General features: G+C 53.3%; 10 protein-coding genes. All 10 read right to left on the bottom strand.

Going from position 1 to position 13,707, the window contains the following annotated elements; translation table 11 throughout:
* Window positions 1–10: 10 nt before the first annotated feature.
* On the bottom strand, window positions 11–1,603 hold the full coding sequence (locus AB2U10_RS02415) for a solute:sodium symporter family transporter (protein WP_367915548.1): 1,593 nt from the start codon (window positions 1,601–1,603) through the stop codon (window positions 11–13).
* A 15-nt stretch (window positions 1,604–1,618) separates the two neighbouring features.
* Window positions 1,619–3,475 (bottom strand): 3D-(3,5/4)-trihydroxycyclohexane-1,2-dione acylhydrolase (decyclizing), encoded by a 1,857-nt coding sequence (gene iolD, locus AB2U10_RS02420; protein ID WP_367915547.1) that lies wholly within the window; start codon window positions 3,473–3,475, stop codon window positions 1,619–1,621.
* A gap of 34 nt (window positions 3,476–3,509) precedes the next feature.
* Window positions 3,510–4,514, bottom strand: a complete 1,005-nt coding sequence (gene iolC, locus AB2U10_RS02425; RefSeq protein ID WP_367915546.1) for a 5-dehydro-2-deoxygluconokinase — start codon at window positions 4,512–4,514, stop codon at window positions 3,510–3,512.
* 116 nt (window positions 4,515–4,630) lie between these two features.
* Window positions 4,631–5,482 carry a 5-deoxy-glucuronate isomerase gene (gene iolB / locus AB2U10_RS02430; protein ID WP_367915545.1) on the bottom strand — a complete coding sequence of 284 codons (852 nt, stop codon included), beginning with the start codon at window positions 5,480–5,482 and terminating at the stop codon, window positions 4,631–4,633.
* A gap of 164 nt (window positions 5,483–5,646) precedes the next feature.
* On the bottom strand, window positions 5,647–6,591 hold the full coding sequence (locus AB2U10_RS02435) for a class II fructose-bisphosphate aldolase (RefSeq protein WP_367915544.1): 945 nt from the start codon (window positions 6,589–6,591) through the stop codon (window positions 5,647–5,649).
* A complete protein-coding gene (locus tag AB2U10_RS02440) occupies window positions 6,588–7,664 on the bottom strand; it encodes a phosphatidylinositol-specific phospholipase C1-like protein (protein ID WP_367915543.1) in 1,077 nt (358 codons plus the stop codon). Before AB2U10_RS02440 ends, AB2U10_RS02435 begins: the two co-directional genes overlap by 4 nt.
* Entirely contained in the window at window positions 7,633–8,976 is a 1,344-nt protein-coding gene (locus AB2U10_RS02445) for a glycoside hydrolase family 88/105 protein (protein WP_367915542.1), read from the bottom strand. The genes AB2U10_RS02440 and AB2U10_RS02445 overlap by 32 nt, the downstream gene beginning before the upstream one ends.
* Window positions 8,973–10,244: a DUF4861 domain-containing protein gene (locus AB2U10_RS02450; protein WP_367915541.1), complete on the bottom strand. Its 1,272-nt coding sequence runs from the start codon at window positions 10,242–10,244 to the stop codon at window positions 8,973–8,975. Before AB2U10_RS02450 ends, AB2U10_RS02445 begins: the two co-directional genes overlap by 4 nt.
* Before the next feature lie 37 nt (window positions 10,245–10,281).
* Window positions 10,282–12,030, bottom strand: coding sequence for a hypothetical protein (locus AB2U10_RS02455; protein WP_367915540.1), 1,749 nt, complete (start codon window positions 12,028–12,030; stop codon window positions 10,282–10,284).
* Window positions 12,031–12,108: 78 nt separating this feature from the next.
* The gene (locus tag AB2U10_RS02460; RefSeq protein WP_367915539.1) at window positions 12,109–13,701 is read right to left on the bottom strand and encodes a RagB/SusD family nutrient uptake outer membrane protein; all 1,593 of its coding nucleotides are present in this window, start codon (window positions 13,699–13,701) and stop codon (window positions 12,109–12,111) included.
* Between the last annotated feature and the right edge of the window lie 6 nt (window positions 13,702–13,707).

Genomic DNA, 13,707 nt, shown 5'->3' on the forward strand with positions numbered 1-13,707 from the left:
ACAATTGAGTTTAAACGTTTCCTAAAAAAATATAAATGCCCAGTGTGATAATGACCAGCATAATGGCAAAGGGCCGGGTGTATTTCCACCCGTGCATGTCCACCACTGCGCGGGTAGATTGCAGGGCGTTTTCTTTTTGAGGCCAGAACCTCGAAACCCCAAACATCACCGCCAGGTTGAGCAGGAATTCTATGCCCCAGAGGTGAATAAAATGGATATTCACTTTCAGCACATAAATGCAGATCACATAAAAGAGAAAGCCGGTAAGCAGGCTCACTTTTGCCCCGGTGGCCGATACGCTCTTAAAGAAGAAACCGGCCAGGATGATTGAGGCAATGGGTATGAAGAATATGCCGTTCAGCTCCTGCAGAAGCTGGAACAGACCCTCCGGTGCATTGGCCACAAACGGGGCAGCCAGGATAGACGTTACTGCCAGAAGGGTGGCGGTCATCCGGCCCATAAATACCAGCTTCCTGTCGCTGGCCTTCTTGTCGATCATCCGTTTGTATACATCGATGCTGAAAATGGTGGAAGCGCTGTTCAGCACCGCATTGAATGTACTGAGCACGGCTCCCATGATCACCGCAGCCAACAGGCCTAAGAATCCTATCGGCAGTACCTTTTTGACCAGCTCAGGGTAAACGCTGTCCTGGCTGTCATAATACTTTTCGCCGAAATAATAGTAGGCAATTACCCCGGGCAGCACAATGATAAACGGCACCAGGATCTTGGCCAGGCCGGTAAAGAGCAGCCCTTTCTGGGCTTCTGCCAGGTTTTTGGCCCCCAGCACCCGCTGCACGATGGTCTGGTTCATACACCAGAAATAGAGCTGGTTAATGATCAGCCCTGTAAAAAGCGTACTGAACGGCATCACCGAGTCTTCGCTGCCGATGACATTGAATTTTTCGGGGCTGTTCTCAAAAACTTTGGCCAGCCCGGAAACCATATTGCCGTCACCGATATGCCAGAGCGCCAGCACCGGGATCATCAGGCCGCCGAACAAAAGCCCGTAACCGTAGATCACATCGGAAAAAGCCACAGCCTTCAAACCACCGAAAATGGCATATAAAGACCCGATCACACCGACCACCACAATGGTCATCCAGAGGCCGGCAGACCTGCTGACGTTCAGCACTTCTGAAACATTAAAGATGCTCTCAATATTAATGGCCCCAGTGTAGAGCACAATGGGCAGGAGGGTAACGGCAAAAGACACCAGCAGGAAGAGCGAGATCATGGAACGGGTGGTGGTGTCATACCGCTTTTCCAGGTACTCCGGGATGGTGGTCAGCCCCATTCTCAGGTAGCGGGGCACAAAATACACCGCCGCCACGATCAGCGCCAGGGCAGAGGTGACCTCCCAGGCTACAATAATAAAGCCGTTTTTATAGGCAGAGCCGTTCATGCCGACCAGGTGTTCGGTAGAAATATTGGTCATGATCATGGAGGCGGCAATCACCAGGCCGGTCAGGCTGCGCCCGCCCAGGAAGTATCCCTCCTGGGTGTGCAGCTTTTCCTTCCGGGTCTTGACAAAGGCATAAGCACCGGTAAAGAGGGTAAAACCCACAAATGTAAATACGGTTAAGGCATACGATGAAGTCATAAATTCGGTACAGGGTTAAAGATGAAGTCGCTGATGTTTTTTGTGGGCTACCTGGCGCTCACGGGCCTCCCGGATACCCGCCGATTCCGAAACCTGCGATACGGGCACTTCCCACCAGGCATGGCCATAGCCGGCCATCTTCCGTTCGGGCGGGGTTTCGATGTAGACCACCGTGGTACCGGTAGCCTGCTTTGCCTTTTTCAGGGCATCCCGGAAAGTGGCTTCGTTGTGCGCCCGTAAAACCGTTGCTCCCAGGCTTTGGGCATTGGCCGCCAGGTCTACCGGTAATTCAGAGCCGTCAAGCCCGCCGGTTTCTGCCGTTCTGTACCGGTATTGCGTACCGAAGCCCTCGCTGCCCAGTGATTTGGACAGTCCGCCGATGCTGGCGTAGCCGTGGTTATTGATCAGCACGATGATCAGCTTATAGCCTTCCTGCACCGAGGTTACGATCTCTGACGACATCATCAGGTAGCTGCCGTCGCCCACCATCACGTACACTTCCCGGTCCGGATCGGCCATTTTCACTCCCAGTCCGCCGGCTATTTCATAGCCCATGCAGGAGTAGCCGTATTCCAGGTGGAAGTTTTTAGGGTCTTTGCAGCGCCAGAGCTTGTGCAGGTCGCCGGGCATGCTTCCGGCCGCACAAACCATCACATCGCGGGTACCGGCAAAGGTATTGACTGCGCCGATGACCTCGGCCTGCGACATGGCCTCTTCACTTATCACCCGGTAAGCTTCTGCCACCCGGGCATCCCAGTCGCGGTTATACGCCAGTGCCCTTTCTGTATACGTCTTTTCCGTACAGTACCCTTCCAGCTGTACAGCCAGGGCGTTCAGAGTCTCGCGGGCGTCGCCGGTAAGAGGCAGCGAACTTTGCTTGTGCGTATCGAAATCCGTGATATTGATATTGATAAACTGTACATCGGGGTTTTGAAAAGCCGTTTGCGAGGCGGTGGTGAAGTCGCTGTAGCGGGTGCCTACCCCTATCACCAGGTCGGCCTCCGCTGCCATTTCATTCGCGCCCTGCGTTCCGGTAGCGCCTGCCGCCCCCAGGTTATACGGGAAATCATAGGGCAGGCTGCCTTTCCCGGCAAAGGTCTCCGCCACAGGGATCCCGAAGGTTTCCGAAAACTGCCGGAGCGCCCCGGTGGCTTCACTGTAGATCACGCCCCCACCTGCCACAATAAGCGGCTTCTTTGCGTTTTTGATCTGAGCGGCAGCCCGGCTGATCAGCAGAGCATCTGGTAAGGGACGGGGAACGAACCATACCCTTTTCCGGAAAAATTCATCCGGGAAATCATAGGCCTCCGCCTGCACGTCCTGGGGCATGCAGAGGGTTACCGCGCCGGTTTCTGAAGGAGAGGTCAGCACGCGCATGGCCTGCAAAAGCGAAGGCATCAGCTGTTCGGGACGGTTGATCCGGTCCCAGAAGCGTGAAACGGGCTTAAACGCATCATTCACGGAAGCATCGGCATTATTGAAGTCTTCGAGTTGCTGCAGCACCGGGTTTACGTGACGGGTAGAAAAAATATCGCCGGGCAGCAGCAGTACGGGGATCCGGTTGATGGTGGCCAATGCCGCACCGGTGACCATGTTGGTGGCACCCGGACCGATAGAGCTGGTGCAGGCAAAGGCCGAGAGGCGGTTCTTCATTTTGGCGTAGGCTACGGCTGTATGCACCATGGCCTGCTCGTTGCGCGACTGGTAGTACCGGAAGGCCGGGTATTCAAACAGGGCCTGGCCGATACCGCCTACGTTTCCGTGTCCGAAGATACCGAAGCAGCCTGCAAAAAACTTGTGTTCCGCACCGTCCCTTTCCGTGTACTGGTTGTCCAGAAAGCGGATCAGCGCCTGGGCGACTGTTAATTTCATTTTATTTTTATTTAAGGTTGTTCTCCGGCGAATTTCAAAAGCCGCCGTGTTCTTCAATGAATGCCAGTGACTCTTCCAGCATAGGCATAAAATTGGCGCACCCGGGCTGCAAAACCACCTGGGCGCCGCTGGCGTTGCCCATGCGGCAGGACTTATACAGATCCCAGCCATTCAGGTAGCCGTAGATGAACCCGGAGGCAAAGGCATCACCGGCTCCCAGCACATTCAGCGGCGTTACCGGGAAACCCGGTGTATCGATGCGGTCTTTGCCCTTCTCATAGATCGACACCCCGGCCGATCCCCGTTTTACCAGCAGGATCTCCACGCCCAGGCCCAGGATGTCCCGGATGGCCTGTTCCACATCGCCGGTGATTTTCGGAGCGGAGATTTGCTGATGCTCGATCTTTACCTGGGAGGAATCCTGCAGCATGGCCGCCAGGATCTCTTCTTCGGTACCGATGGCTATCTTAACCTTAGGCAGCAGAGCCCGCATAGTAATACCGAATGAACGCATATCGGTCCACTGGTCTGCCCGGAAGTCAATGTCGAGCAGGGTGGTCACCCCGCTCCGGTGCGCTTTTTCCATGGCATGAAAAACGGCGCTCCGGCTCGGTTCCATATTCAATGCCGTACCGGAGACCTCAAAGAGCCTGACCGCCGACATGTCTATCTGGTCTACATGATCAATGGTCAGCTGCGAGTCGGCGGCATTGTTCCGGTAATACACCAGCGGAAAGGTATCGGGTGGCTGAATCCCCAGGATCACCGCGCTGCTGCGTGCATGCGGGATGGTGGGAATAAACCGGGTATCTATACCTTCCTTTTCCAGGAAATTCAGGATAAAATCCCCCACTTTATCGGCGCCGACAGCGGTCAGCAGGGCGGTTTTCAGGCCCAGTCGCCGGCAACCGGTAATGATGTTCAACGGGGAGCCACCCACAAAGGCGTCAAAGCCTTTGATGTCTACAAAGTCAGCCCCGATGTTCTGGGAGTACAGGTCAATGGATGACCGCCCCATGGCAATTATGTCGTATTTCATATTTTAAATTAGCTGTTAGCCTTTAGCTATTAGCTGTTAGCCCTACGTTCGCATTGTTCATCATCAACCGGTACTCTAAATTCTAACAGCTAATTTCTAATTGCTCATAATTATTATTATTTCACCATCGGTATCCGTTCATCCCGGCCTTTCCAGCTTCCGAAGATCCAGGAATGGTCGGGGTCAGGTGTATTGGCCAGCGACTGGTCGGATCCGGCGAGGAAATTCAGGTAGTACACATTGTAGCCGTGCCCGGCCACTACGGGGTGATATCCCCTGGGTACCAGCACCACCTCATTATCGTGCACCACATTGACCACATCGAGGCTCCTGTCTGCGGTATACACCTGCTGGATGGCATAGCCCTGCGGCTTGTCGATCTTATAAAAATAGGTTTCTTCCAGGCAGGCTTCCAGCACGTTTCCATCGGCATCGGTGATACGTTCATCGTGCTTATGCGCGGGGAAGGAGCTCCAGTTGCCCGAAGGCGTGTATACTTCCACAGCCACCAGGCGGTCACACGGGAAGCCGGGCTGGATCAGGCTGTTGATCTGGCGGGTGGCGTTATCGCCGCCGCGTATTTCAATCTCCGCTTCTTCCGGTGTTTTAAAGACGGGTTCGAGCTGGCGGTCGGTAGCACACCAGCCATAGGCCAGGTCCAGCACATCGCTCTCTGCTTTCAGCTCAAAGCGGGTATTTGCCGGCAGGTAAAGGGTATGGGCAATGCCCGAGAACACGTCTTTCCGGCCGTTCCGGGTTTCCCAGCTGCCCCGGTTGGATTTTACCGAATAGTTTCCTCCCAGGAGGATGATGCCGTATTCATTATTGCCGGTATCGGCTGTCCATACATCTCCTTTTTTCATGGTGCGGGCGGCAAAGCTAAGGTGCTGCCAGCCGGCCGATCCGGGAGTTATATATTGGTAATCCGTATTGCCGAAGTTGGGTTTTACGATCAGTGAGTCTCTCATTTGTATTTTATTTTTTTCTACTTTTTTAGAAAAAGTAGAGCAAAAACCTGGATTTTAGTAAGTCCTCTTTCGCTTCGCTCAAACGGACGCTAAAATCCGAATAAGGAAGAATAAAGTATGTATTTGCGCTACTAATAAAAGTCATTTTTGATAGTTCATTATTGTCACTTTTTAAATTCTTCTGCTTTTCCGGCGGAGCCGAGTTTTTCAAATTTGTCGATGCAAAATTTTTCCAGTTCTTTCATATAGGTACCTCCCGGTATGACGGGGTCAAAGAGGTCGGGGCTTTCGGCGAAGAATTCGCGGTGAACCCGGGCCCACAAGACGCGCAAATCGGTGGCTACATTGATCTTGCAGATACCGAATTTTATAGCTTCATTGATCTCTTCATCGGAAACACCCCGGCTGCCCTCCTTCATATTTCCACCGTGGGCATTGATGCGGGTAATCTCAGCCGGATCTACCGCAGAACCGCCGTGCAGCACCAGGGGGAAACCCGGCATTTTCTGCTGAATTTCTTCCAGGATATGAAACTGAATGCCCTGCTTTCCTGAAAATTTATAGGCCCCGTGACTGGTGCCTACGGCAATGGCCAGGCTGTTGCACCCGGTTTCCTGTACAAAACGGGTTACCTCATCGGGCTGCGTGTAGCGTGCATGCGAGGCATCGATGCTCAGGTCGTCTTCCACCCCGCTTAACACTCCCAGCTCAGCTTCTACCACACAACCGGCTCTGTGCGCCGCTTTCACTACTTCGCGGGTTCTGCGTATGTTTTCCTGAATGGGATCGTGCGAGGCATCGATCATCACCGAAGTGTATCCGCCCTGTGCAAGCGCAGCGGTAACATGCGCTTCATTTCCGTGATCCAGGTGCACGGCATATACCACCCGGGGATACAGCGCTGCGGCTGCAGAGATCATGGCCAGGAGCATGGCCGGTTCTGCATAGTTCCGGGCTACCGGCGTGGTTTGTATGATCACCGGTGAAGAGGCTTTTTCAGCTGCCCGGAAAACACCCAGCACCTGCTCCATATTAAAAACATTGATAGCCGCTATGGCATAACGGCCATAGCATTTCCGGAACATTATTTCAGGACTGACAGGCATCATTTTTGAACCAGAACCGGGTTTTTCCTAACATATTTTCCACCGGGAAATTGTATGAAATAATCCGATTTAAAATGTTTACTTTTTTGGTAATAATCAGTGGTAATGATCTGGGCGCCCGATTCACAGGCGGCTTTGAAGCGGGAGAAGTCATTCTTCCTGGCTTCAAACGTATCGGCATCAGCACGGGTACGGATGATATAGCCCTTTTTCACGAGGGCAGTGATGCGGTCGAAGCTCCTTTTCGGGTCGTTCATGATCATAATGGCGGCATGCGGGTCACCTTCGGGGGAGTCTGCAAAGAAGACCTGCACCGGGCTGCCGTTATTCAGGTAAGCCGCCCGTTTTTCTCCTTTTTCATCGAGAATAAAGATGAAGCGTCCCCGCGCTTTTTCCAGGTCAGGCCAGCCTTTCTTCAGAACGGCTTCTTCCAGCGTGGGGTAATTTCCCTGCACATCCGCGGGCAGCAGCAGCTTGTCGCGGCCCAGCTCGCCGAGGATCTGCTTATCCAGCATCCGGAAGTCTTCCGGGGAGAATTTATCCGGCACCGTAGGCATGCCATTAGTGGCATTGTCTTTGGCATTCATGGTGATAAATACGGGATGATGCGCCGGGTTAGCGTCTGACCAGCTTTTCAGGATAGTGAGGCACTGGCTGAGGGTTCCGCAGTGCGAGCGGAAGTCAAGATCCTGCACATGCAGCACCTTAAAGCCCGGCTTGTTCATTTCCCCGTCTTCATTATACACCGGCAAAGCGTATTTTTCTTTAAACTGCTCGTAAAATGCCGGATGCGCATATTTACCGCCCTGGCGGTCTACGGCAATATCCAGCTCCAGGTTGGACAGCCCGTGTGCCAGTTGCTTATCAATAGGCTCATGGCTGTAGTCGAACCGCTGCGCCCAGCCCGGATTTACTGTTTTCAGGGTGTCCATCACCGGCCGGTCAATCGCTACCTTGTAGCTGTTATGCGTCCCGATCACCTGGGTTTCGTTAAGCTTCTGCTGGGCCGAAAGGCCTGCGCAACTTACAAAAGTCAGCAGGAGGCTATTTCTGAATAAACTGCACAGCTGTTTCATTGATACCGTATTTATGGTTATTCAAAAGCTTCATTATTTCAGCACCGGCCAGCAGCATGGGCCCGTAGCTATGGGCCGCAAACCGGTTTACGGGCCGGTAGTAATAAAAGGCCGGGTCAAAGCCCATGCCCGTTCCCACGCAGGTACCCGTGATTTGCCCTTCGGGCGTGATGCGGGTAGAGAGGGCTTCCCAGGCCAGCAGCACCATGGGCCCGAAAGCTTCATAATCGAGCCAGCCCTCGTTGATGCCCCTGGTAATGGAGTAGGTAAAGATGGCTGTAGCTGAGGTTTCCAGGTAGGTGTCACTTCTGTCGAGCAACTGGTGCCAGAATCCCTGCCCTGACTGTAAAGCAGCCAGTCCCTGAACGTGCCGGCGATACAGCTCTATGATCTCCGGCCGGTCTTTGTGGTCTTCCGGCAGAAGGCTCAGGAGCTCGGTGATGGCCATAATGGCCCAGCCGTTGGCCCGGCCCCAATGGTATTTGGGCTGAACCGCGGCTTCTTCCAGCCACCCGTGCATAAAAATATTTTTCTGCGTATCGAACATTCGTTTGCTGAATTGCTTCACCTGCCGGGTAGCTTCGTCAAAGTATTTCTGCTCACCGGTGAGTTTCCCCATATACGCTATGGCCGGCACGCTCATGAACATATCGTCCAGCCAGACCGTATTTTTCAGGGGGCGGTTCCGGGCAAAAGTGCCATCGGGCAGGCGATACTCCTTATTCATGATAAAGTCAATGAAGTTACCGATCACCGGCCTTAGCTGCTTTTCATTCCCGCCTTGCAACGCTTTGATCATGGCCATGCATAGTGCCCCCGCGTCGTCCAGGGCGTGGGGGTGCAGCAGGCTGGCCACCGGCGAATTTTTCTGTACCTCTGTACCTGTTTTATCCCGGTAATATGCGGCCAGCGCCGCCAGGAAGTCTACCCGTTTCCGGGTATAGTCGGCATACCTTTTATCGCCCGATACGGCACTGACGGCCAGCATGCCGGAGTAAGTCACTCCCCATTCATAGCTGAATAACCGGTAATCGCCTTTGGCAAAGACCGCGTTGTTGCCCGGTGCAGCAGGATCAAGCTGTTTTCCTGACGTTTTGTCCAGCACCTGTACCGGCGTTACGGTATCCAGGTAGGCCAGGATCCTGTCGAGGTCTGCTTTCACCGATTTCACATCTGCCTTGCCATAGGCATGGGGGTAATCGGGCTGAAGCAAGTGCAGGGGCGTATTGGAATCATTGACCTGGGCCGCCAGCTGTCCTATGCTTACAACGCCGAGCATACCGGCAAACAGTGTTCTCCGCAATTTTATCATGGGTTCACGGTAATTTTAATGTTGGCACTTAGCTGATCTGTAAAGCTTTTCAGGTAATTTTCAAAATAGGCTTCTTCCCTGAAACCGGCATCGCGCAGCTCCCAGCAGGCCATGGCATAATAGGAAACCGGCTTGTCTGCCGTAAATTTAGCCAGGTAAGACGTAGCGATCCGTCCCGTGTCAGGCGCTTTGATATACCCGAGGTATCCTTCTTTTGGCAGTACCAGGGCAAGGCCCAGCCACCATTCTTTTTCGTAGGTCTGCTTATCGTGCGTGCCCAGCACAATCCACTGATCGTTCTCGTAGATCGTTTTCAGGGGCTTGTCTGTCCGCGAGTTCACCAGGCCCACTAGCAGGGTTTCGTCGCCTGACGGATTAGCCATCCTTACCGTATTTTTATACCCGTAAAATCCCGGCCATATCTTTACCGTTTCCTGTACGTTATAGGCCCGGTTTTCATCCAAAGGCCGCCAGTTCCGGTAATCAAAGTTAATCACAGAACGCACAGGTCCTTCGGAGAAGATGGTAAAAACGGTGCTGTCAACATTTCCTTTCGGGTCTCCCTCTATAATGCCCAGCCTTCTCAGGCGGTCATCACCGATCATGAACGACACACCGCCCACCCCCAGTGAGGTACCTACCGAAAGAATATCGCGGCCCCAGTCTTCCATCACATGGTAATTATCTTCGGTCACGCCGGCCGCATTGATACCTACGTTTTCAGGCGACATGTAGCTTACTTTTTTACCAAAAACGTCTTTCGAGTTCCGTCCGTCGAGGTAATGCCGGAAACCTACTTTATCGTTCTCCCAGCTCGGGCCGTCGGTCTGGTAGGGCTGATAGCCGTTTACCCCGGGCAGCTCGTTCGGGAAGAACACATCGGTCAGCTTAGGCTTTACCACATCATTCAGGGAGTCTCTTACCCCAAACCGCACGCTGGTGCGTTTCTCGAATTCGGGTAGGCTGATTACCCAGCGCAGGGTCAGCTGCTTTTTTTCTTCCGGCTGAAAATCGGCCAGGAAAAATAGCTGATCCCACTGCCCGTCACCGTCGGTGTCATCGAGCTGGGCTGCCAGGGTATCTTTCCCGGCATCCAGCACCAAAGGTTTCAACCCTTCTTTCCAGTACCGGTCTACCTGCTCCCTGGGCAGCACCACGGGCTTTTCTTTCAAAGCGATCCCGCTTTCATTCTGAAGGTCAAGCGAGAGCACATTTTTATCGTTGCAGCTGCAGAGAGCAGCAAAGAGTACAATATACCATTTTCTCATCCTGTTTCGGGTTTTGTTGGATAATTTCCGGGAGTTACTACCTGATTTTCAGGGTATGCTTAAACGGAGTATAGCCCGTCAGGTAAACGTGGTGACCCGGCGTGTTCAGGTTGCCGTTCAGCACGCTGTACTTCTCGCCTTCCAGGCCGCGGGTCCATTCGTGCTTTTTAACCCCGGGTCCGAAGGTGATCCTGTCTTTCCCTCTCCTGAATTCGCCGTATCCTTCCGGCAGGAAATGTGCACCGCTTCCTCCTTCCTGGATACCGTTAAGCTCGCCCCCCTCATCAAAACAAAGCTGTACAGTGACGGCTACACCTTCTGCACCGGTCACTTCAAAATCCATGGTCACCTCACCGTTATTTTCTGAAACCACCACCCTGCTTTCCAGGGTTTTAAAATCGGCCGGCCGCTTATCGAACGACATTTTGCTCCAGAAGCGGTCATCCACGCTGGGTGTCAGCTCGTAATCTCCGTCTTTTCTCCGGTCGCCGGGTTTGAGCGGCTGGTAATAAGGGGCCTGCAGCTTGTTGTAAAGCACATATTTTCCGTTCTCCTGCGAGATCCCCTCACTCCTGAAATATCCCATGCTGAAAAACCGCGATGACATCCGCATATATTTTAAGGCGGCGACACCTTTCCTGTAACCGAAAAAGTTAGGACTTACCGAACGGCCCGACGCAATGATCAGCGGAAGGTCATTACCTCCGAAAAGGGTCAGCGCAGTCTCCTCCCGGCGGATCCTCACCAGGCTGCTGGTTTTAAAGAACTTTTCAAAGTTTACCGGAAGAGCTCCGGGCCGGGGAAGCTCCCGGGCCAGCACGGGATCTGCCATAAAATTATACAGGCACTGGTCCACCACATTTTTCCCGAAGTCGGGCAAGGTCTCAATAAACGAGGTTATAGCCGAAAACAGTGTATTCTGCTTCTCAATGGCCAGAAAACGGTAATGGAGGTATTGTACCATGATCTCCCTGCTGGAATACTGATCCTGGCGCCGGGAGTCAAAAGTGATCAGCTCACCATTGGGCTCTGTATAATACCACGCCATGGTAAGGCTTTTGGTCACCGGCTCATACAGGGCCGGGCGGTCGAGCAGGTGGCCGAGGGTGATAAAGGCGCGGTTTTCCACATCCGCATAGTTCATGCTCCTTTCCGGGTAATGGCCGTCTTCATCCATATAAATGCCTTCTGACAGCCACTCATCAATCCGGTTGGTATATTTTTTATCCGGATACAGGCGGTTTATCCAGGCAAGGGCAGCACAAATCTCCCATCGGTGGTTCGGCGTGTGAACCCCTCCTACTGCCAGCGCTCCGCCTACTTTTTCAATAGGCACTTTGATGGAGGCTTTTACCGCATCGAGTGATTTCTGCCGGCTTTGATTAAGAATATGCACCCCGGAACACAAAGGCTCCATAATGAAGGCCGTATCCGGTGGGGATTCGATATTGCCCGCGGTCATGGTGCCGTCAGGCGACAGTGCGTTCAAAAAATGGACAGAAATTTCTTTCATAGCATTCACCAGGCGCTCGTCATGGTGGTACCGCGACTCCGGGTGGCAATACGCTGCGGCAAGCTTGGCAAAGTTATAGCCGTAATTTCTGCCGCCCTGTTTCGGGCCTTCTGCCCCTCTTGCAAGAAAATCTTCAATGAACCGGTCGTTCCCTTCCACCAGCTTCTTCATCAGTTCAGTAACCGGACCGGATGCCCAGGCCTTATTTCCCAGTGCAGAAAAGAGGAGCATTCCTGCCCCGGCCGATTGCCGTATAAATTCTTTCCTATTCATGGTTAACCGTATTTAAAGTTTAAAAGTATCAGGGTGATATGCACCACCCTGATATCCTGATATTTATTCAACCATTTTCTAATACCCTGTATTCTGTGTCAACGAACCGCCCGTAGCATCAATCTCGCTGTTCGGAATGGGCCTGAGCAGGTGGTATTCTTTCAGCGCCTTGTTCAAAGCCACATGCGGATTGTGCGCCATAGCCCGCTCAATCAGCTTACCGGTACGCTTAAGGTCCATCCACCGGCTAACCTCACCGGCCAGCTCTTTTGCTCCTTCGTCCAGGATCACGTCTACGGTCACCTCATCGGCGGAGTACATCTTTGAGAGCCCTGCACGGGTTCTCAGCGCATTGATATGGGCAGCGGCTTTGGCCTTATCACCGGCATTCAGGTAAGCCTCTGCAGCAATCAGCCGGGCTTCTCCGCCCCGCATGATCACGGCGTCACGCTCGCCTTCCGGGTTGATACCGGGGTTGGTATACGGCACACCGGGGTCATCAAATTTCCGGAACATCGGGTACTGGATCTGCGTGGTGCCGTTAGGCGTAAAATAGCTTCCGGGATTCACCACGGTATATTTTTTGGAAGCGATCATCTGGGCCGACCAGGCGGTTTTCGGAAAATGAATGACCGTATCGCCTACTTTCACGCCTCTTTCGGCATCGGCCAGCTCTGCCAGCAGGGTTCTCCGGATGGTAGCGGCTTCCCGCTTGTCTCCGTCTTCAAAAAGAGTATAGAAGAAGGGGGTCGGCGCCGGACCCAGTCCTCTGTGATACAGGGTAGAGCGGGTCATGCCGGGGTATACGTCGTACGAGAACTTAAACAGCAGGTGACGGCTGTTTCCTTCCCGGCGGGTGACCGGGTTAGAACCGTACAGAATTGAGAATACCACTTCGGGGTTTCTCTGCCCTGCTTTGGTAAAGAAAGAGGCAAAATCAGAGGCCAGCGGGTGTTTGGAGATCACGCTCTCGGCCAGGGCTGCCGCTTCGGCAAAGTCAGAAGCCCCTTTGAAGCTCTTGTATCCCCGGGTAAGCAACACTTTTGATTTCAGGTGCCGTACGGCATCTTTAGATACCGTGCCGTACAGGGCCGGGCTCTCTTCCACGCCGGCCAGGGCCTCGTCAAGGTCTTTCAGAATCTGGGTATACACCTGGGCTTCATCGGCTCTTATCAGCTCGGTCTGGGCGGTACGTACTTCATTCACAATGAGCGGAACGCCCCCGAATTGCTCTACCAGGTTAAAATACCCGTAGGCCCGGAAGAACTTGGCTTCGCCCAATCCTTTTGCTTTGGCCGTCTCGGTCAGTCCGCTTATCTCGGCTGAGCGGTCAATGGCCGTATTGGCGGCGGCGATCAGCCCGTAATTGTTGTTCCAGGAAGAGAGAACCGAACCGTTGAACGGCCGCAGGTTCACGTAGTCGTTCAGCTCATCAATACCTGCCACAATACCGCCGCGGGTATAAATATCGGTACCCAGCTGGTCTACATCGTAGGTAGAAGTGGCCCAACGGGCCCGGTAATACGTTTCAGCAACAAGCTGGTCAAACGAGGCCGGGTCTTTAAAGATCTCATTACCGGTGAGCGACTGCCTGTTCTCCTCCTCCAGGAAATCTTTGCAGGAGGTCAGCGCAAAGAGTGCAAAAAATATAGCTAAAAGATTCTTTTTCATTTCTTC

The organism is Leadbetterella sp. DM7, from assembly GCF_040829825.2.
Classification (GTDB): domain Bacteria; phylum Bacteroidota; class Bacteroidia; order Cytophagales; family Spirosomataceae; genus Leadbetterella.

What these genes read in the sequence shown, in the direction of transcription:
- AB2U10_RS02435 (WP_367915544.1), bottom strand. Translation starts at nt 6,591, where the DNA reads ATGATGCCTGTCAGTCCTGAAATAATGTTCCGGAAATGCTATGGCCGT.
- AB2U10_RS02455 (WP_367915540.1), bottom strand. Translation starts at nt 12,030, where the DNA reads ATGAATAGGAAAGAATTTATACGGCAATCGGCCGGGGCAGGAATGCTC.
- AB2U10_RS02450 (WP_367915541.1), bottom strand. Translation starts at nt 10,244, where the DNA reads ATGAGAAAATGGTATATTGTACTCTTTGCTGCTCTCTGCAGCTGCAAC.
- AB2U10_RS02460 (WP_367915539.1), bottom strand. Translation starts at nt 13,701, where the DNA reads ATGAAAAAGAATCTTTTAGCTATATTTTTTGCACTCTTTGCGCTGACC.
- iolB (WP_367915545.1), bottom strand. Translation starts at nt 5,482, where the DNA reads ATGAGAGACTCACTGATCGTAAAACCCAACTTCGGCAATACGGATTAC.
- AB2U10_RS02415 (WP_367915548.1), bottom strand. Translation starts at nt 1,603, where the DNA reads ATGACTTCATCGTATGCCTTAACCGTATTTACATTTGTGGGTTTTACC.
- AB2U10_RS02440 (WP_367915543.1), bottom strand. Translation starts at nt 7,664, where the DNA reads ATGAAACAGCTGTGCAGTTTATTCAGAAATAGCCTCCTGCTGACTTTT.
- iolC (WP_367915546.1), bottom strand. Translation starts at nt 4,514, where the DNA reads ATGAAATACGACATAATTGCCATGGGGCGGTCATCCATTGACCTGTAC.
- AB2U10_RS02445 (WP_367915542.1), bottom strand. Translation starts at nt 8,976, where the DNA reads ATGATAAAATTGCGGAGAACACTGTTTGCCGGTATGCTCGGCGTTGTA.
- iolD (WP_367915547.1), bottom strand. Translation starts at nt 3,475, where the DNA reads ATGAAATTAACAGTCGCCCAGGCGCTGATCCGCTTTCTGGACAACCAG.